General features: G+C 68.8%; 17 protein-coding genes and 2 pseudogenes. 9 read left to right on the top strand and 10 right to left on the bottom strand.

Features of this window, described 5'->3' with window-relative positions:
* Position 1: 1 nt before the first annotated feature.
* On the bottom strand, positions 2–595 hold the full coding sequence (locus tag BIV24_RS08680) for a hypothetical protein (RefSeq protein WP_245766709.1): 594 nt from the start codon (positions 593–595) through the stop codon (positions 2–4).
* 256 nt (positions 596–851) lie between these two features.
* Positions 852–1,445 (bottom strand): TetR/AcrR family transcriptional regulator, encoded by a 594-nt coding sequence (locus BIV24_RS08675; protein WP_071365609.1) that lies wholly within the window; start codon positions 1,443–1,445, stop codon positions 852–854.
* 448 nt (positions 1,446–1,893) lie between these two features.
* Here BIV24_RS08675 and BIV24_RS08670 point away from each other — a divergent pair, with 448 nt between their 5' ends.
* The 5 genes from BIV24_RS08670 to BIV24_RS08655 all read left to right on the top strand — a co-directional run bounded on the left by BIV24_RS08670 (position 1,894) and on the right by BIV24_RS08655 (position 5,592).
* A complete protein-coding gene (locus tag BIV24_RS08670) occupies positions 1,894–2,634 on the top strand; it encodes an SDR family NAD(P)-dependent oxidoreductase (RefSeq protein ID WP_071365608.1) in 741 nt (246 codons plus the stop codon).
* Positions 2,631–3,659: an FAD-dependent oxidoreductase gene (locus BIV24_RS08665; RefSeq protein WP_071365607.1), complete on the top strand. Its 1,029-nt coding sequence runs from the start codon at positions 2,631–2,633 to the stop codon at positions 3,657–3,659. Before BIV24_RS08670 ends, BIV24_RS08665 begins: the two co-directional genes overlap by 4 nt.
* A gap of 338 nt (positions 3,660–3,997) precedes the next feature.
* A complete protein-coding gene (locus tag BIV24_RS34225; RefSeq protein WP_071365606.1) occupies positions 3,998–4,720 on the top strand; it encodes a DUF6461 domain-containing protein in 723 nt (240 codons plus the stop codon).
* Between the two features lie 216 nt (positions 4,721–4,936).
* Positions 4,937–5,101, top strand: a complete 165-nt coding sequence (locus BIV24_RS31485) for a hypothetical protein (protein WP_425442547.1) — start codon at positions 4,937–4,939, stop codon at positions 5,099–5,101.
* Positions 5,102–5,406: 305 nt separating this feature from the next.
* Positions 5,407–5,592, top strand: coding sequence for a hypothetical protein (locus BIV24_RS08655; protein ID WP_143064574.1), 186 nt, complete (start codon positions 5,407–5,409; stop codon positions 5,590–5,592).
* A 98-nt stretch (positions 5,593–5,690) separates the two neighbouring features.
* Here BIV24_RS08655 and BIV24_RS31480 read toward each other — a convergent pair.
* Positions 5,691–5,874: pseudogene (locus BIV24_RS31480) on the bottom strand (transposase); the annotation flags it as partial.
* A gap of 85 nt (positions 5,875–5,959) precedes the next feature.
* Positions 5,960–6,142: pseudogene (locus tag BIV24_RS35120) on the bottom strand (cupin domain-containing protein); the annotation flags it as partial.
* Between BIV24_RS35120 and BIV24_RS35115 the strand changes: the two are divergent.
* The gene (locus tag BIV24_RS35115) at positions 6,093–6,281 is read left to right on the top strand and encodes a hypothetical protein (RefSeq protein WP_071365604.1); all 189 of its coding nucleotides are present in this window, start codon (positions 6,093–6,095) and stop codon (positions 6,279–6,281) included. The pseudogene BIV24_RS35120 and the gene BIV24_RS35115 sit on opposite strands and share 50 nt — an antisense overlap.
* On the opposite strand, the gene BIV24_RS08645 is transcribed toward BIV24_RS35115, so the two are convergent.
* Positions 6,260–6,991 carry an SDR family oxidoreductase gene (locus tag BIV24_RS08645; protein WP_071365603.1) on the bottom strand — a complete coding sequence of 244 codons (732 nt, stop codon included), beginning with the start codon at positions 6,989–6,991 and terminating at the stop codon, positions 6,260–6,262. The genes BIV24_RS35115 and BIV24_RS08645 overlap by 22 nt on opposite strands.
* A 241-nt stretch (positions 6,992–7,232) precedes the next feature.
* On the opposite strand from BIV24_RS08645, the gene BIV24_RS08640 reads away from it, so the two are divergent.
* Positions 7,233–7,448: a hypothetical protein gene (locus BIV24_RS08640; RefSeq protein ID WP_177198652.1), complete on the top strand. Its 216-nt coding sequence runs from the start codon at positions 7,233–7,235 to the stop codon at positions 7,446–7,448.
* Positions 7,449–7,636: 188 nt separating this feature from the next.
* Here the strand turns inward: BIV24_RS08640 and BIV24_RS08635 are convergent, their stop codons facing one another.
* Positions 7,637–8,506: an acyl-CoA thioesterase gene (locus tag BIV24_RS08635; RefSeq protein WP_071365601.1), complete on the bottom strand. Its 870-nt coding sequence runs from the start codon at positions 8,504–8,506 to the stop codon at positions 7,637–7,639.
* Positions 8,507–8,525: 19 nt separating this feature from the next.
* Positions 8,526–11,039, bottom strand: coding sequence for a DEAD/DEAH box helicase (locus BIV24_RS08630; protein WP_071365600.1), 2,514 nt, complete (start codon positions 11,037–11,039; stop codon positions 8,526–8,528).
* A gap of 144 nt (positions 11,040–11,183) precedes the next feature.
* Between BIV24_RS08630 and BIV24_RS08625 the strand changes: the two genes are divergently transcribed.
* On the top strand, positions 11,184–11,978 hold the full coding sequence (locus BIV24_RS08625; protein ID WP_071365599.1) for a metal-dependent hydrolase: 795 nt from the start codon (positions 11,184–11,186) through the stop codon (positions 11,976–11,978).
* Positions 11,979–12,059: 81 nt separating this feature from the next.
* Here BIV24_RS08625 and BIV24_RS08620 read toward each other — a convergent pair whose 3' ends face one another.
* The 3 genes from BIV24_RS08620 to BIV24_RS08610 all read right to left on the bottom strand — a co-directional run bounded on the left by BIV24_RS08620 (position 12,060) and on the right by BIV24_RS08610 (position 16,378).
* The gene (locus tag BIV24_RS08620) at positions 12,060–12,530 is read right to left on the bottom strand and encodes a DUF5709 domain-containing protein (RefSeq protein ID WP_071365598.1); all 471 of its coding nucleotides are present in this window, start codon (positions 12,528–12,530) and stop codon (positions 12,060–12,062) included.
* Between the two features lie 243 nt (positions 12,531–12,773).
* Positions 12,774–14,591, bottom strand: a complete 1,818-nt coding sequence (locus tag BIV24_RS08615; protein ID WP_071365597.1) for an ABC transporter ATP-binding protein — start codon at positions 14,589–14,591, stop codon at positions 12,774–12,776.
* Entirely contained in the window at positions 14,588–16,378 is a 1,791-nt protein-coding gene (locus tag BIV24_RS08610) for an ABC transporter transmembrane domain-containing protein (protein ID WP_071365596.1), read from the bottom strand. The genes BIV24_RS08615 and BIV24_RS08610 overlap by 4 nt, the downstream gene beginning before the upstream one ends.
* 242 nt (positions 16,379–16,620) lie before the next feature.
* Here BIV24_RS08610 and BIV24_RS08605 point away from each other — a divergent pair, with 242 nt between their 5' ends.
* Positions 16,621–17,415, top strand: a complete 795-nt coding sequence (locus BIV24_RS08605) for a hypothetical protein (RefSeq protein ID WP_071365595.1) — start codon at positions 16,621–16,623, stop codon at positions 17,413–17,415.
* Positions 17,416–17,423: the final 8 nt, after the last annotated feature.

Below are 17,423 nucleotides of genomic sequence, written 5' to 3'. Positions count from 1 at the left end.
TCTAGTCGGCCTCGGCCTCCGGTGTGGGTGTCAGCGGCTGCTTGGTGGCCGCGAAGATGACCTCGGTGTCGGCGCGGTCACTCGCCTCGAGGTTCTTGGTCACTTGCTCCTGGAGCGAGGCGGGACGGCCGTGGTGCAGGCGCTGCGGGACGAGGGCCATGGTGGCCGGGGCGATGGGCATGCCGAGGGCCGTGCCGTTGTGGAAGAACGTGAACTCGTCGTAGTCGGCATTGCGATGGTACGGCGGGAAGGGCTCCGAGTCCGGCGCCGGTTCGAACGGGCGGGGCAGGAAGTTGCCCACCATGAACATCGACGTGGCGAAGACGGCGTACGCGGACGGCATCAGGTGGATGCGGTCGCTCGTGATCGGCCGGAAATCGTGGATGTTCAGCTTGAACGGGAACAGATGGCCGGACCAGCCCTCGACGTCGATCGGGTCGAAGTCGTAGACGATGGTGGCGTATTCGCCGCGGATGCGCAGCCGCACCGGCCAGCCGCCGTCCTCGTCGCGCCCGTCACCCAGTTCGTCCAGGTTCGGGGACGGTACGTAGAGCAGGGTTGGTGTCCCGGACCGCCTGGCCCGGCTGCGCCCCACCCCAGTTGGTCCAGACGCCGACACCGACACGATTCGCCGGCAGTCCGGCGCAAGGACCGATGCTTCCATACCCTCGGCCCGCCGCGGCACGGGCGAGCCCGCCAATGCGTTCCGCGCCGGCTCCGCAATCACCACCCCATCGGCCAGCTGTACCCCGGGGTCTGACCGGCAACTGTCGTGATCTCGGCCAACCTTGTTCCGGCCCGTGTACGCCCAGCACTCGTGGTGCGCCGCGTACGCGGGCACCCCTGCCCGGTCAGGTGGAGGGAGGGCTGTGCCGGAGGAGTACCGAGATCGCGTCGATCAGCTCGCGGGGTGATGTCTCTGTGTCGACAATGCTCTGGGAAAGGAAGACGCCCATGCCTATCGCCATCAGGGCCACGGTGAGTCGTTCGGGTTCAAGGGCGTCCGGATTCGCCCGCACGACGAGCCGGGTCAGCCCTGTACGCAGGGCCGTACCCAGTTCCTGCCGCGAACCATGAAAGGTCGGATCCCGGAGCAGCTCAGCCCAGAACTGACCCACCGTAAGCCGCGGTACGGAGCCCGGCGCACACTGCAACAGAGTGTTGTGCAGGAGGTCGATCACCTCCGCAGTGTCGAGGACGTCGGGGCCGTGCGCGGCGGCGTCGAGGACTTCGATGACTGGCGTGAGGATGGCCTCGGAGACTGCGTCGACCAGCTCGTCCTTGCCCGCGAAGTGGCGATAGATGCCGCCGACGGACATGTTCGCCGCCGCGCAGATCTCCGATATGGAGGTGGCGGCGAAGCCCTTGTTGGCGAAACAGTCTGCGGCGGCGTCGATGATGGCACGACGAACACGGTCGCGGCGGTCGTTCGAAATGCGAGGCATGGCGGGAGATGAAGGCGATGGTGGGCGGACTGCGGAGGCGACGATTCTCCCACGAGATCGCCTCTGATGGGAACGTTGGACGGCCGCGCCCCGCAATCGCCGGAGCGGTCCCGGGCTGATGACGTCCCCGCCCAGGGCCGGGACGCACGTGTCGCGGCGCTCGCCCGAGGAATCCCGCACATGCGTACATGGCAGCGCTTGGTAGCCGGCCTCTCCCCGCTGATGCGCTGTACCCGGGCGGGGAGTGTCACGCGCGGAAGAAGCTCGGCCCGTTGACGCCTGCTTGCCGGGCTCGGAACCCGGCAGGGAGGCGATCGTCCGGCTGCTTCCGAGCAAGCCTTCGCGGAGCCGGCAGGCAGCGGCCCTGGTTTGACTGGCGTGGTCGGCGGTAACTTTAATAGCGAGCGATCGTTTCCTATTAGCCCTGCGGGCTGCTGAGGAGGACAGGATGGCGACGCAACGAACTGCTCTCGTCACCGGTGGTGGCACGGGGATCGGGCGAGCGGTGGCTGAACAGTTGGCCGACCAGGGTTGGTCGGTAATGATCACCGGCCGCCGTGAGGGTCCGCTGCGCGAGGTTGCGAAGGGACGGGATGCGATCACGGTGCGCGTCGCGGACGTCTCCGCCGATGGCGCCGCTGGGGACATGGTCCAAGCGGCCCTCAATGAGTTCGGACGGCTGGACGCTCTGGTCAACAACGCGGGCATGATCTCCCCCGCCGGCACGGCTGAGATTGCCGCCGACCACCTGGAGGCGCTGTTCCGTACCAACGTGCACGGCCCGATCCAGCTGGTGGCCGCGGCTGCGGACGCACTGGCCGACGCCGGCGGCAGCATTGTCAACGTCTCCAGCGCGGTCGCGAGCAAACCCACCGGTCAGGCGCTCTACTACGGGGCGAGCAAGTCCGCGCTGGATTATCTGACGCGTAGCTGGGCGGCGGAATTGGCCCCGCGCAGGATCCGGGTCAACGCGGTCGCGCCCGGCCCGACCGAGTCCGACATTCTCTCCACGATCGCGCCCCCGGAGATGGTCGAGCAGATCAAGGCGGCCGAGGCCGCGAGTCTGCCGCTCGGGCGCCGTGGAACCGCCGACGAGGTGGCGCGGTGGATAGTCGCCCTGGCCGACCCGGGGGCATCCTGGGTCACCGGCCAGGTCCTGGCCGTCGACGGCGGTATGTCAGTCTCATGAGCCGTCGAGTCCTGGTAGTCGGCGCCGGGCTCGTCGGGCTCGGCCTCGCCCACGGTCTGCACATCCGGGGCGCCGAGGTGACGGTGGCAGAACGGGCCCCCGAGTTGTCCGAGGTCGGGTGGGCGATCACATTGTCCGACCTGCACCGCAACGCGCTGGACCGGCTCGGCTACCCCCCGAGCCTGTGGCAGCGGGAACCGATGGGGTACGAGTACATATTCGACGCGCACACCTCGCTTCCCGTGAACACCTTCGAGTTCGGCCCCACGGTAATGCTGGAGCGGTCGCTGCTGCAGATGCGACTCCTCGATCCGGTCCGTGACCTGGTGCGCACCGGCACCGCTCCGGTCTCAGTCGAGGACGACGCCCCCGTCGTCGGCGTCCGCTTCGACGACGGCACCACCGGCGAGTACGACGCCGTCATCGGAACCGACGGTGTCCACTCCTGGATCCGCCGCAACGCCCTCGGCGGCCCTGCACCGCTCGACATCGGCTGCGCCGTCATCCGTTTCCGCGTCCCGAACAGGATCGGCGTGACCTTCGCAGCCCGCACCACACCAATCCAGGGCTCACGACTGGGGTACTTCCTGAACGACGGGGGCGAGACCCTGCACTGCATGCTGTTCATCAACGATCCGGCCGGGCGCCACCACGACACCCCGCTGAGCACGCTGGCCGAACGGTTCGCTGGTCTGCAAGGTCCCCTTGGCCACGTGGTTGAGGCCATGCGGTCCGAACCCGACCGGCTCTGCGTCGACATCAAGCAGGTCACCACCAGTGTCTGGGCCCGTGGCCGCGTCGCGATCGCCGGCGACGCCGCCCACGCCATGAGCCCGGCTCTCGGCCAGGGCGCGGGAGCCGGATTCGAGGATGCGGCAGTGCTCTCGGATCTACTCACGGCGCCGGGGCTTCCGGTCGAGCACGCCCTCGCCGGTTACGAACAAATCCGCCGTCCCGCCGTGCACGACCTCCAGTACCGCTCCTTCAACGCCGCTCGCGAACTCGTACTCGACGAGAAGCCCTGAGGTAATCGCGCGACGAAGCCCGAAACCTCAATCCGCTCGCCATGTAACTGTCAACCAGCTCCGCCCGATCTGGGGTGCCACCTCGGCGTTCGCCTCGTCCTCCCAGGTTGTGGCCCAGGCCCACCGATACAGCCGGCCGTGGTGGGAAGCTGCAGCGTCTTGGTGGGCATGGGATCTCCTGTCGTGGTTGACGTGTCGAGCCTGTGGTCAACACGACGGAGGTGGAGCCCGCGCAGCAACGCCAGATCCTCGATCGGATGGCGGGACTGCACCGGCCCGATGGGCGCTCAGAGGAGCGCCGGGCCGCTATGTCAGTGGGCGCTGGCAGGATGCGTTGCATGACCTCAGCCACCGCAGCCGATTACGGCTGGATACGCTCCTCGTCCTCGCTGTTCAAGTACGCGCTGGAGGTCGGGTACACGCTGACGCTGGTGCGGGGAGTCTCGCCAGAGGAGCTGCTCCGAGTCGCGGGGGCGGAGCCAGGAGATGTGCGTGAGGGGCTCGACGAACTGATCGAGCAGCACACGGAGATCTTGTTCGGGTACGGGGACTGGCCCGAGTCCTTTCTCGCGGGGGCGTTCACGGTGCCCGGCGAGGGAGGGGACTGGACCCTCGCTCTGGAGTTCGGCGGCGACCTGGGAACACGGCCCAGCATCATGGAGGCGCTCTCCACCAAGACGCGGGCTGTCTCGCATTCGAGCAACGGGGGGAAGCCCATGGACTTCTTCCACTGGTACGAGGACGGAGAGCTGCGGACCACCTTCGAGTGGCCGGTGGACAGGAACGGCAGCACTCCCGATGACCTGAATGCCGTGATGAGCGAGATCGGTCTCAACCCAGCGGGTGATAAAAATCCCGACGTCGATACGAAGGCGGCGGTGTTCGCGCTGGCCGAGCGCCTCACAGGCGTACGGGTGACCGAGGAACTACTGGCGGAGGCCGAGTATCAAACAGGCGAGGTGCCGGAAGAACCCGCCGAGGAGTGGGAGAGCATCACCATCGACATCACGGATGCGCACGGCGACGGGACACACGTACAACTGCGACGGGATCAGCTCTGACACGAGGCGTGTCGCCAACCACTGACACTTCCATGTCGCCCGACATCGACAACCACCACGCACGCCGCCCAGGGACCCGAGCAGCCAGGGGATGCTACACAGCAGAACAACCCCTGCTCCACCCTTGCGGCAGCCTGCGACTCGGCGGCGCCGATGCAAGCCCAGGGGACTCGTCCATTCTTCCGCCGTACGAGCCCGCACGGCAGGATCCTCCCCATGAGGATCCTGGTCATGGGCGGAACGTGGTTCCTGGGCAAGCACATCGCAGAGGGCGCGCTGGCGAGAGGGTGGGCGGTCACCACCTTCAACCGGGGGCGTTCCGGCCGTGACGTGGACGGCGTGGAACCGGTCACGGCGACCGTGCGAACCGCGCCGACCTGAACCGGCTTGCCGGGCACGGGCCGTGGGACGCCGTGATCGCCACCTCGAGCTCCGACCTTGCGCCGCGGGATGTCCTCGCGGCCACCACCGCGGTAAATCCGGCATGTACTGCGGCAGCCCTCGGGAAGTGGGGTGTCACAGATTGCGGCGGCGATTACCGAAAGCTACTTGACGGGCGGCAGCTGTAGAACAGGGACGAGTCGCTCTGGGAGAGCTGGGAGGACGACCCGTCTCAGCGGCATTTTGACTACTCCATGCTTGCCTTCCCCCGAGCGCAGTTCGATCCTGAAGCGGTCTATGCGACGTTGACGTCCGTCGCTGCCGGAGAGGTCGACAGTTTCCGCAATCTGGTACCCACGTCGATGCTCGAAGAGACCAAGCGCCTCCAGCAGGTTCCCTGGGAGCGCAAGGTCACGGATGGCCTCGGGACCCGTCATCAGGCCATCCAGCACTCCTACGAGATGCAGCCTGAGACTCCCCTCGCCAGCTAACCGCCTCCCAACGGATTGCAAGCAGCCCGGCCTGAGATGCGCTTGAGCGAATCACTGCGGGACGACGGTGACCGCAGACGGCGGCTACCGAGGCATCGGAGGACCTTGCCCGGATCATGGACGGTCCGCGGCTTCCTCCACGGAGCGAGAGCAGCGGATATCGCCTGGCCGAGACCGGTCTTGCGGACCGTCTCGACGAGCAGGACCGAACCGGCCTGGGAGACGACCTGACGACCGTCGCCCCGGACACACACGGGGATAGGAACCTATAGGCTGCTTCACCTGGAAAGTGCCTCTGGTATCAGCGGGAACAAGGACCTCGAAAATCCTCACTCTTGCTGGGCAGAGGCACTTTCTGTTGAACAGACGTCTCCCCAGCCTTGATTACACGCTCGGGCTCGCCCTCCAGCTCGAAGAGCATCTCCCCCTCCAACATGTAGCCGAAAGCGGGTCCCGAGTGCCGGTGCGGAGGGGTACCGGGGTCGCCGGGAGGGAACTCGATGACGACCGTCATCACCTCTGCCCCATCCGGAATGGACGGCGGTTTCACCGACTGCAGCACAGTCAGCGCCGTCTTCCATGATTCTGAGCGCGGTTGGCTCTCAGCACTGTCTGCTGCCGACTCATTGTTCGACATCGTGAAGCCTCCGGTGGTGGGCTGGATGGTTCAGGAGAGCCAGTCGCTGTAGTGGGTGGGGGCGATGCGGGCGTCGCTCTTGGCGGTGAGGGCATTGCCGTGGACGGCGGCGAACATGCCGGCGGTGTCGTCGGTGACGACCGTGCGGCCATCGGGGTGGGCGTTCAGGGTGATCCGGCCGAGTTCGTCGAGAGGGAAGACGTCGGGCCCGGCGATGTTGAGGGTGCCGTTCAAAGGGGGGCCTGCGGCGACTTCGGCGACGATGTCGGCGATGTCCTGGGCGGCGATCGGCTGGAGCGGGGTGGTGGGCAGGCGGACGGTGTCGCCCTCGGTGGTCCAGGACATGACGGCGTCGATGAACTCCATGAACTGGGTGGCGCGGACAATCGAATAGGGGATCGGCCCGGCCTTGAGGACGCTTTCCTGTAGGACCTTGGCCTGGTAGTAGACGAGGTCGGACACCTGGTCCGCGCCTACGATCGAGAGAATAGCGACGTGCCCCACCCCGCCTTTGTGGCAGGCGGCCAGGAGGTTCTCCATCGAGGTCCGGAAGAACGTCCGGGACGCGTCGTCGAAGGTCGGGGAATTCGTCAGATTGACGACCACGTCGGCGCCGACCACCGCCTCCGCCAGGCCCTGGCCAGTGATCACATCGACACCTGTGGACAGCGAGTGCGGCACGGCCTCGTGCCCGGCCGCGTTCAGCTTCTTCACGACCTGCGACCCGATCAGGCCGGTACCGCCGATGACTGCGATTTCCATGGCGCTCCTCTCGTCGCGCACCGACAGGTCATACGTCCAGATTGCGACTGTGCAGTGCGCGGCGCACTCGACACGTGTGCTCCCGGGCGTCCTGGTGACGCTGCGTGCAGGCGGCAACGGGTCTGGCCCCGGACGGCCCGGCCGGGGCGGTAGTCGAGGCGGTGCGCCCGGGCGCCAGCTCGGGAGCCGGGTGGGGTTCGTTGCCGTCGGCACCTGGGCGCACGCGCGAGGGCGACTCCTCATGCCGTTCTTCGCCACCTTGTACGTCGCGGCCCTGCGGCCGGAAGAGGCGGTCGAGCTGAGACTTCAGGATTGCCAGCTCCCGAAGAAGGGGCCGGGCCTCCTCATGGACACGTACTACAAGTGCATCCATGGCCAACGGGAGCAGATGGTGCAGCGCATCATCGATGCCCTCGGTGAGGATCCGGAAGGCGGGACGTCAGACGAAGTGGACTAGACCACACGTCCTCGCTGGCACACTATTGGCACAATCGCTGTGGGATGCATCGAAACGCGATGAGACACGGTGGGGTGCGCCTCGGACCACGGCCCCTGCCTCGTTCTCGGCAAGAACGTCGTGACGACCGGTCCGCGGAGCGTCGCACGACGCGCCGCGGGCCGACCGACGTTCGGTGAAACCGCAGGTCAGCCCAGCTTGCGGAACAGCCCCTCCTGCACCACAGACACGATCAGTTGCCCCTCGAGGTTGTAGATGCGGCCCCGGGCAAGGCCCCGGCCGCCCACCGCGATCGGTGACTCCTGGTCGTACAGGAACCACTCGTCCGCGCGGAACGGCCGGTGGAACCACATGGCATGGTCGAGCGAGGCCATGTCGAAGCCGCGTGGCCCCCAGAGTGGTTCGACCGGGATGCGGACGGCGTCCAGGAGTGTCATGTCGCTCGCGTAGGTGAGCGCACAAGTGTGCACGAGCGGGTCGTTCCCCAGCGGGCCGACAGCCCGCATCCACACGGCGCTGCGCGGGTCGGCGTCCTTGGTCTCCTCGGCGCTCCAGCGCAGCCGGTCCACATAGCGGATGTCGAAGGGCTGACGCCGGGCCATCCGCTCCAGCGCCTCGGGCAGGACGCCGAGATGCTCCTTGACCTCTTGGGCCACCGTAGGCAGCGACTCCGGGTCCGGCACCTCGCGCACAAGCGGCAACTGGTGCTCGAAGCTTCCCACTTCGGGCTTGTGGAAGGAGGCGGTCAGGTTGAAGATCGTGCGGCCCCGCTGCACGGCCGTGACCCGGCGGGTCGTGAAGGACCTGCCGTCACGGACCCGTTCGACCTGGTACACGATGGGCACGCCCGGTATGCCCGGGCGCAGGAAGTACGCGTGGAGCGAATGCACCGGCCGTTCGCCGTCCGTGGTGCGGCCGGCGGCGACCAGCGCCTGGCCAGCCACCTGGCCCCCGAAGACCCGCTGCAGGGACTCCTGTGGACTGCGGCCACGGAAGATGTTGACCTCGATCTGCTCCAGGTCGAGCAGGTCGACGAGCCTCTCGGCTGGGTTCGTCATGTGTGCCGTTCTCCCGTGCTCACAGCTGGCCGACGTCGGTGACCCGGACGACGGCCCGGCCCTCCGTGTCGGAGGCCGCGAGGTCGATCTCAGCGCTGATACCCCAGTCGTGGTCGCCGTTCGGGTCGGCGAAGGTCTGCCGGACGCGCCACAGCCCGTTCTCCGGCTCCTCCTCGATCATCAGCAGCTTCGGGCCGCGGGCGTCGGGGCCGGTACCGAGTTCCTCGTACTCGTCCCAGTACCTGTCCATGGCCGCGCCCCAGGCCTCGGCGTCCCAGCCGGACTCGGCATCCATCTCGCCGAGTTCCTCGATCTGATCGAGGGCGGCGAGTTCCACACGGCGGAACATGGCGTTGCGGACCAGGACGCGGAAGGCGCGCGCGTTCGCCGTGACCGGTTTCACCTCGTCGGCCTTCTCCTGGGCCTCCTCGGCCGTCAGCTCCTCAGGGTTGGCCAGCTGCTCCCACTCGTCCAGCAGGCTGGAGTCGACCTGGCGCACCATCTCGCCGAGCCAGGCGATCAGATCCTCCAGGTCGTCCGACTTCAGGTCGTCCGGGACGGTGTGGTCGAGCGCCTTGTAGGCGCCGGCAAGGTAGCGCAGCACGATGCCCTCGGTGCGGGCCAGTTCGTAGAAGGACACGAACTCCGTGAAGGACAGCGCCCGCTCGTACATGTCGCGGATGACCGACTTCGGCGACAGTGGATGGTCGCCGACCCAGGGGTGGCTCTTGCGGTAGGTGTTGTACGCATGGAAGAGGAGCTCCTCCTGCGGCTTGGGGTACGTCACGTCCTGGAGACGTTCCATGCGCTCCTCGTACTCGACGCCGTCGGCCTTCATCGCGGCCACAGCCTCGCCGCGCGCCTTGTTCTGCTGGGCGACCAGGATCTGCCGCGGGTCGTCCAGGGTGGACTCGATGACCGAGACCATGTCGAGGGCGTAGGAAGGGGACTCCGGGTCGAGGAGTTCGAACGCGGCCAGCGCGAAGGTCGACAGCGGCTGGTTGAGCGCGAAGTCCTGCTGGAGATCGACGGTCAGGCGCACGATGCGTCCGGTGGCGTCCGGTGCGTCGAGCTTCTCGACGATCCCGCCGTCCAGCAGCGAACGGTAGATCGCGATCGCGCGTCGGATGTGCCGCAGCTGCTGCTTGCGCGGCTCGTGGTTGTCCTCCAGCAGATGGCGCATGGCCTTGAAGGCGTTGCCCGGCCGGGCGATCACCGACAGCAGCATCGTGTGGGTGACCCGGAAGCGGGAGGTGAGAGGCTCCGGCTCGGAGGCGATCAGCTTCTCGAAGGTGTTCTCCGTCCACCCGACGAAGCCCTCCGGTGCCTTCTTGCGCACCACCTTGCGGCGCTTCTTCGGATCGTCACCGGCCTTGGCGAGCGCCTTCTCGTTCTCGATGACGTGCTCGGGCGCCTGCGCCACGACGAGGCCCGCCGTGTCGAAACCGGCCCGCCCGGCCCGGCCGGCGATCTGGTGGAACTCACGGGCGCGCAGGGTGCGCACCCGGCTCCCGTCGTACTTGGTCAGTGCGGTGAACAGCACCGTGCGGATCGGGACGTTGACACCGACACCGAGGGTGTCCGTGCCGCAGATGACCTTCAGCAGACCGGCCTGGGCCAGCTTCTCCACCAGCCGGCGGTACTTGGGCAGCATGCCCGCGTGATGGACGCCGATGCCGTGGCGCACGTAACGGGAGAGGTTGCGGCCGAACTTGGTGGTGAAACGGAAATTGCCGATCAGCTCGGCGATCTCGGCCTTCTCCTCGCGCGAGCACATGTTGATGCTCATCAGTGCCTGGGCCCGCTCCACGGCCTGCGCCTGGGTGAAGTGGACGATGTAGACGGGGGCCTGCCGGGTCTGCAGGAGTTCGGTGAGGGTCTCGGTGAGCGGTGTGAGCCGGTATTCGTACGAGAGCGGCACCGGGCGGGTCGCCGAGCGCACCACCGCCGTCGGACGGCCGGTACGGCGGGTCAGGTCTTTCTCGAACATCGAGACGTCGCCGAGTGTCGCCGACATCAGGATGAACTGGGCCTGCGGCAGTTCCAGGATCGGGATCTGCCAGGCCCAGCCGCGGTCGCCCTCGGCGTAGAAGTGGAACTCGTCCATCACGACCTGGCCGACGTCCGCCTGCCTGCCGTCGCGCAGCGCGATGGACGCGAGGACCTCGGCTGTGCAGCAGATCACAGGCGCGTCGGCGTTGACGGAGGCGTCGCCGGTGAGCATCCCGACGTTCTCCGTACCGAAGAGCTTGCACAGCTCGAAGAACTTCTCCGAGACGAGCGCTTTGATCGGCGCGGTGTAGAAGGTGACCTCGTCCCGGGCGAGCGCCGCGAAGTGTGCGCCTGCGGCGATCATGCTCTTACCGGAGCCGGTGGGAGTGGAGACGATCACGTTCGCTCCCGAGACCACCTCGATCAGTGCCTCCTCCTGGTGCGGGTACAGGGTGAGGCCACGCTCCCCGGCCCACGACTCGAAGGCTTCGTAGAGGGCGTCGGGGTCTGCGGTCTGCGGGAGCTGATCGATGAGGGTCACGCCCCCATCTTGCCTGCCCTTGCACCCGATGGGGGAATCGGATGCCTTTCGGAAGATCACGAACGTTACGCTGTGGCGCCGACGAGGCGTCAGCGTGCGTCGGCAACTGAGCAGCGCTACAAGAGGAATGGGGCGGGAAGCGCCATGATGGGACCAGCACACTCACTGTCGGGGGCCGCGGCCTGGCTCGGAGTGGGAGCGGCCGCGGCCGCGGCGGGTCATCCGATGCCCTGGCCGGTCCTTCTCGTCGGCGCGCTGATCTGCGCGGGAGCCGCGCTGGCCCCGGACCTGGATCACCGGGCGGCCACGATCTCGACGGCCTTCGGGCCCCTGTCCCGCTGGCTGTGCGAGATCGTCGACAAGCTGTCGTACGTCGCCTACAAGTCCACCAGGAAGGCGGGCGACCCGCGCCGGTCGGGTGGTCACCGTACGTTGACGCACACTTGGCTGTGGGCGGTGCTGATCGGCGCGGGCACGTCGGCCCTGGCCATCACGGGCGGTCGCTGGGCGGTGCTGGCCATCCTCTTCGTCCATATGGTGCTCGCCATCGAGGGCCTGCTGTGGCGGGCGGCCCGCGGTTCGAGCAGTGACATCCTGGTGTGGCTGCTGGCCGCGACGACCGCCTGGATCATGGCGGACATATTGGATGAACCGGGCAATGGCTCGGACTGGCTGTTCACCGCGCCGGGGCAGGAGTACCTGTGGCTCGGTCTGCCGATCGTCCTGGGTGCCCTGGTGCACGACCTCGGGGACGCGCTGACTGTCTCGGGCTGCCCGATCCTTTGGCCGATACCGGTGGGCCGCAAACGCTGGTATCCGGTGGGTCCGCCGAAGGCGATGCGGTTCCGGGCAGGTAGCTGGGTCGAGCTCAAGGTGCTGATGCCGGTGTTCATGGTGCTCGGCGGGGTGGGCTGCGTGATGGCGCTCAACGTCATCTGAGAGCGCCCCGGTCCACCGTGGCCTGTGGGCGTAGCCAGGGCGATCACATGGCCCTCCTTGCGTGGCGCGGGACGGGCGCTGTCAACCGGACAGGGTGTCCTCGTCGACGATGTGCACGGCCGCCTCCTCGGCCGAGGCCGCCGCGCCGTCGACGCCTACGTCGCTGGCGATCAGACCGCTCTCCTCGTCCTCGTGTGCCCCCTCGTCGGGGGCGACGAGACGGCCGGAGCGGGCCGCGCCGACCTCGTTGTCCAGGGGTTCACCGTCGCTGTCAGGGCAGTCTCCGATGCCGTCGCCGGCCGGGACCGTGATGTCCGGGAGTTCCTCGGCGAGGCGCTGGTCCAAGGTTTCCCCGCGGTTCCCCTCGGCCGCGGTCACGCCCTGGCGCTCCACCGCCCACGGTCGCTCCGGAGGTGACCAGCCCCGGTCGAGCGGGTCGCTGACCCCGTCGGCGACCAGGGTGTCCTCGGCGTCGAGCAGCCCCGCGTCGTCCTGCACCTCGGATCCGTCAGGCTGGTAGACGTCGTCTCCCCATCCGTCGGTGCTGTCCACGGGTGCCTCCAGGTGGTGGGACGGAACCGGCTGCCGCTGTGCACGGCGGGGCGGGGTAACTAGGCGAGGGCCGGGCCGTCCCGAACCGGATGGTTCCAGGGCGTTTCCCCGCGCCGGTACCGACATCCAGCCTTCCACCCCCCTTTGCCCCCGCGCAACGGCAACGGAGGGACCGGGGCCCCGGACGCCGAGGACGTCCGCAGTCGGCGTCCGCCGCCGCGCTCCCGGAACCGCCCGCCGGCGTCACCCGTGCCAGGAGCGCCACAGAGCCGCGTAGGCCCCGTCGGCGGCGACCAGGTCGTCGTGGCTGCCCAGCTCGCTGATCCGCCCGTTCTCGACGACGGCGATGACGTCGGCGTCGTGGGCGGTGTGCAGCCGGTGGGCGATGGCGACGACCGTACGGCCGTTAAGAACGCGGGCCAGAGAGCGCTCCAGATGGCGGGCCGCGCGCGGGTCGAGGAGCGAGGTCGCCTCGTCCAGGACCAGCGTGTGCGGGTCGGCGAGCACCAGCCGGGCCAGTGCGATCTGCTGCGCCTGCGCAGGGGTGAGCGCCACACCGCCGGAGCCCACCTCGGTGTCCAGGCCGACGTCCAGGCCACGCGCCCAGCCGTCCGCGCCGACCGCGCCCAGGGCCGCCCACAGCTCGGTGTCGACGGCGTCCCCGGGGGTCTCCCCGTTCGAGCCGAGCCGGGAGTGGGGGAGGGCCAGCATCAGGTTGTCGCGCAGGGAGCCGACGAAGACATGGTGCTCCTGGTTGACCAGGGCCACGTGCGAGCGCACCCGCTCGGCGGGCATCCGGGACAGTTCCGCACCGCCGAGGGTGATCCGGCCGTCCCGAGGTGCGTAGATCCCGGCGAGCAGCCGGCCCAGCGTGGACTTGCCCGCGCCGGACGGCCCGACCAGGGCGAGCCGGGTGCCGGGCGCCACCTCGAGGGAGACCTCCCGCAACACGTCGATGCCCGCGCGGTAGCCGAAGTGCACCCGGTCGGCCTCGACGTCGCGCCCGTCGGGGATCAGCGACGCGTCGCCCGCGTCCGGCTCGATGTCGCGGACGCCCACCAGCCGGGCCAGCGACACCTGGGCGACCTGCAGCTCGTCGTACCAGCGCAGGATCAGGCCCACCGGGTCCACGAGCATCTGCGCGAGGAGTGCCGCCGTCGTCAGCTGGCCGATGCCGATCCAGCCCTGAAGGACGAACACCCCGCCGATCATCAGGACCGAGGACAGGACCGTGACATGCGTGAGATTGACGACCGGGAAGAGCACCGACCGCAGCCACAGGGTGTACCGCTCCCATGCGGTCCACTCCTTGATCCGCCGGTCCGACAGGTCGACGCGCCGGTCACCGAGGCGATGAGCCTCGACCGTGCGCCCCGCGTCCACGGTCTCCGCGAGGACGGCGGCCACGGCGGCGTATCCGGCGGCCTCGGAGCGGTACGCCGACGGGGCACGCCTGAAGTACCACCGGCAGCCGACCACCAGCAGCGGCACCGCGACGAGCACGGCCGGCGCGAGCGGTGGGGCCGTGACGGTCAGGCCGCCGAGCAGCAGCAGCGCCCACACCGCACCGATGGCGAGTTGCGGAACGGCCTCCCGCATGGCGTTGGCGAGCCGGTCGATGTCGGTGGTGATCCGGGACAGCAGATCGCCGGTCCCGGCCCGCTCCAGAACGCCGGGCGGCAGCCCCACCGACCGTACGAGGAAATCCTCCCGCAGATCGGCCAGCATCCGCTCGCCAAGCACGGCGCCCCGCAGTCGCACAAGCCGTACGAACACGGCCTGCACGACGAGCGCGAGGACGAAGAACGCGGCGGTGCGCTCCAAGCGGAGTTCCCGCGCGCCGTCCGATACGCGTTCCACCAGCCCGCCCAGCAGGTACGGGCCCGCCATCGAGGCGACGACGGAGACCGTGTTCACGGCGATGAGCAGCAGGAAGGCCCGGTGGTGCCGGCGGAACAGTTCGCTCACATAGGCGCGTACGGTCGCGGGGGCGCCCACCGGCAGCGTGTTCGCCGCCGTCGGGGCCGCCGGGTCGTACTCCGGTGGCGCCACGCCGATCATGCGCTCTCCTCGATCTCTTCCAGTTCGGCCAGTACGCCGTTCAGGGCAGTGGCCTCGTCGTCGGTCTCACGGGTGACGACCGCGCGATACCGGGGTTCGCTGTGCATCAGGTCGTGGTGCAGGCCCACCGCGGCGACCTCGCCCTCGTGCACCAGCACGACCCGGTCGGCGCGGTCGAGCAGGAGCGGCGACGAGGTGAACACGACCGTCGTACGGCCCGCGCGCACCTTCCGGATCCCCTCGGCGATCCGAGCCTCCGTGTGTGAGTCGACGGCGGAGGTCGGCTCGTCCAGGACCAGTACCTCCGGATCCGTGATCAGGGACCGGGCCAGGGCGAGCCGCTGGCGCTGGCCGCCGGACAGGGACCGGCCGCGCTCGGTGATCCGCGCGTCCAACGGGTCCCCTGCATGCGGGGACCCCTGCACGAGCGCGTCCAGGACGTCGGCGCACTGCGCGGCGGCGAGCGCCTCCTCGGCGCTGACCTTGCCCGAGGCGGGCACGTCGAACAGGTCGCGCAGCGAGCCGGACAGCAGAACCGGCTCCTTGTCCTGGACGAGTACAGCGGTACGAGCGGAGTCGAGCGGCAGTTCGTCCAGCGGGACGCCCCCCAGGAGTACCGGGGTGCTCTTTTCGGCCGGGTGACCGCCCAGCCGTTCGGCCAGTAGGCCGGCCATGTCCGGGTCGCCGCAGACCACGGCGGTGAGCCGCCCGGTCGGCGCGAGCAGCCTGGTCCGGGGGTCGTACAGGTCCCCGGCCGGTTGACAGGCCGCGCGGGAGCCGTCGGAATCCGTGGCGCGCTCCAGTGACAGCACCCGGGCCGCACGCCGGGCGGACGGCCGCGAGAAGGAGTACGCCATCGCGATCTCCTGGAAGTGCTGCAGCGGATAGGTGAGCAGCATGATCGAGCTGTACACGGCGACCAGTTCACCGACGGTGATCCGGCCCTCGTGAGCCAACTGCACGCCGCGCCAGACGACCGCGATCATCAGCAGCCCCGGCAGCAGCACCTGGATTGCCGCGATCAGCGACCACATCCGGGCGCTGCGCACGGCCGCCGTGCGGACCTCCTGCGAGGCCCTGCGGTAGCGGTCCAAGAACAGTTCCTCGCCGCCGATGCCGCGCAGCACCCTGAGGCCCGCGACGGTGTCCGAGGCCAACTCGGTGGCCCGGCCCGCCTTTTCGCGCTGGACGTCGGCGCGCCGGGTGGCACGGGGCAGCAACGGCAGCACCGCGAGCGCCAGCACCGGTACGCCCACGGCCACGATCACGCCGAGCGCGGGCTGGTACACGACGAGGCCGACGCAGACCACCACGATGGTGACGGCGGCCGCGCTGACACGCGAGACGGCCTCGACGAACCAGCCGATCTTCTCGACGTCGCCTGTGGAGACCGCGACGACTTCGCCGGCGGCGACCCGCCGGGTCAGAGCGGAGCCGAGGTGGGCCGTCCTGCGGGCCAGAAGCTGCTGGACCCGTGCGGCCGCGGTGATCCAGTTGGTGACCGCGGTGCGGTGCAGCATGACATCGCCCAGTGCGATGCCCGCGCCGCACAGCAGGAGCAGACCGCCCGTCAGGGCGAGGCGTGCTCCGGAGCGTTCGACGACGGCCTGGACGGCCAGGCCGACACAGAACGGCAGCCCGCACACCGACAGGAAGTGCAGCAGCCCCCATGCGAGGGACTTGAGCTGCCCGGCCAACTGGTTCCGGCCGAGCCACCACAGGAATCGGGGCCCCGAACGGGTGTCTGGCGCACCCGGGTCGGGATAGGGAAGGTCTTGAATCTGCATGACGTCCCAGTGGCTCGTGTCAGGGGTGGACTCGGGTCGGGGGACAGGCGTTGGAGCAGCTTCTCCGGCGGCCGTGAAGTCCCGCATCAAGCCGTGAAAGGTTCGCGTCGGAACGTGGCCGGACGCAAACGGTTTTCCGTCCCGGGCGGTGAGATCCGGCCCCGCCGCGCGCCGCGCGACACGCGACCGATAACAAGGTATATACACTCAAATCTGCGGAAGATCATGTGACTATATGATTTATGCGATCAAGTGATCTGCGTGGTGCGGTGCGCTCGGGGTCCGTGGCGGCGATCTGCGGCGCGCTACTGATGTCCTTGCCCGCGTGCGCCGGACCGGACGGAGATGGGCACCGGGCGAAGAGTGAAGGTGCGGGAGGCAGCGTCGAGGGTGCGCCCGCCCCTGGCGCCGGCCCGGGCAGCGAGGGTGCGAGAGCGCCCACTCCCGAGGTCGACCCGAGTCGCGTCCCGGGCATCGGCAACTGGCTGTACGGGCAGATTCCCGACGATTCGCGCCAGATCGTGGCGGTCTATGGCGACGGCGAGGACTCGCCGGACTCCACGATCGTGCTCTACACGAGGCGTGGCTCCATCTGGAGCGAGGCCGGGCGCTGGCGGGGGCACAACGGCCGCAAGGGGTGGACGACGGACCATCATGAAGATGACATGCGCAGCCCGGTGGGCGTGTTCTCGCTCAGCGACGCGGGCGGCGTCCTCGAAGACCCGGGCGCCAGACTCCCTTACGACCAGAGCCGGTCATATGAGGTGCCGACGAGTTGGGGCGCAGTGCATCGGCGCGACTTCTACTACGTCATCGCCGTCGACTACAACCGGGTCCGGGGCGCTCCGCCGAGCGATCCGACCCGCCCCGAGGGCAAGGGGAAGGGCGGCGGTATCTGGATGCATCTGGACCACGGTGACGGTACGTCGGCCTGCGTCACCCTGCCCGAGGCGGGCATCAAGCACCTGCTGCGCACGCTCGACCCGGATCGGGATCCCGTCGTGGTGATGGGGGACAGGCGGACCCTGGAGTCCTGAGCCCTGTC

The organism is Streptomyces colonosanans, assembly GCF_001866645.1.
Lineage (GTDB): Bacteria > Actinomycetota > Actinomycetes > Streptomycetales > Streptomycetaceae > Streptomyces > Streptomyces colonosanans.
This window is presented reverse-complemented; position numbering and strand designations above follow the sequence as displayed.

Bases quoted from the DNA above. Each gene is read 5' to 3' on its own strand.
- BIV24_RS08675 (WP_071365609.1), bottom strand. From the start codon at position 1,445: ATGCCTCGCATTTCGAACGACCGCCGCGACCGTGTTCGTCGTGCCATC.
- BIV24_RS08670 (WP_071365608.1), top strand. From the start codon at position 1,894: ATGGCGACGCAACGAACTGCTCTCGTCACCGGTGGTGGCACGGGGATC.
- BIV24_RS08665 (WP_071365607.1), top strand. From the start codon at position 2,631: ATGAGCCGTCGAGTCCTGGTAGTCGGCGCCGGGCTCGTCGGGCTCGGC.
- BIV24_RS34225 (WP_071365606.1), top strand. From the start codon at position 3,998: ATGACCTCAGCCACCGCAGCCGATTACGGCTGGATACGCTCCTCGTCC.
- BIV24_RS31485 (WP_425442547.1), top strand. From the start codon at position 4,937: ATGAGGATCCTGGTCATGGGCGGAACGTGGTTCCTGGGCAAGCACATC.
- BIV24_RS35115 (WP_071365604.1), top strand. From the start codon at position 6,093: ATGACGACCGTCATCACCTCTGCCCCATCCGGAATGGACGGCGGTTTC.
- BIV24_RS08645 (WP_071365603.1), bottom strand. From the start codon at position 6,991: ATGGAAATCGCAGTCATCGGCGGTACCGGCCTGATCGGGTCGCAGGTC.
- BIV24_RS08640 (WP_177198652.1), top strand. From the start codon at position 7,233: ATGCCGTTCTTCGCCACCTTGTACGTCGCGGCCCTGCGGCCGGAAGAG.
- BIV24_RS08635 (WP_071365601.1), bottom strand. From the start codon at position 8,506: ATGACGAACCCAGCCGAGAGGCTCGTCGACCTGCTCGACCTGGAGCAG.
- BIV24_RS08625 (WP_071365599.1), top strand. From the start codon at position 11,184: ATGATGGGACCAGCACACTCACTGTCGGGGGCCGCGGCCTGGCTCGGA.
- BIV24_RS08615 (WP_071365597.1), bottom strand. From the start codon at position 14,591: ATGATCGGCGTGGCGCCACCGGAGTACGACCCGGCGGCCCCGACGGCG.
- BIV24_RS08610 (WP_071365596.1), bottom strand. From the start codon at position 16,378: ATGCAGATTCAAGACCTTCCCTATCCCGACCCGGGTGCGCCAGACACC.
- BIV24_RS08605 (WP_071365595.1), top strand. From the start codon at position 16,621: ATGCGATCAAGTGATCTGCGTGGTGCGGTGCGCTCGGGGTCCGTGGCG.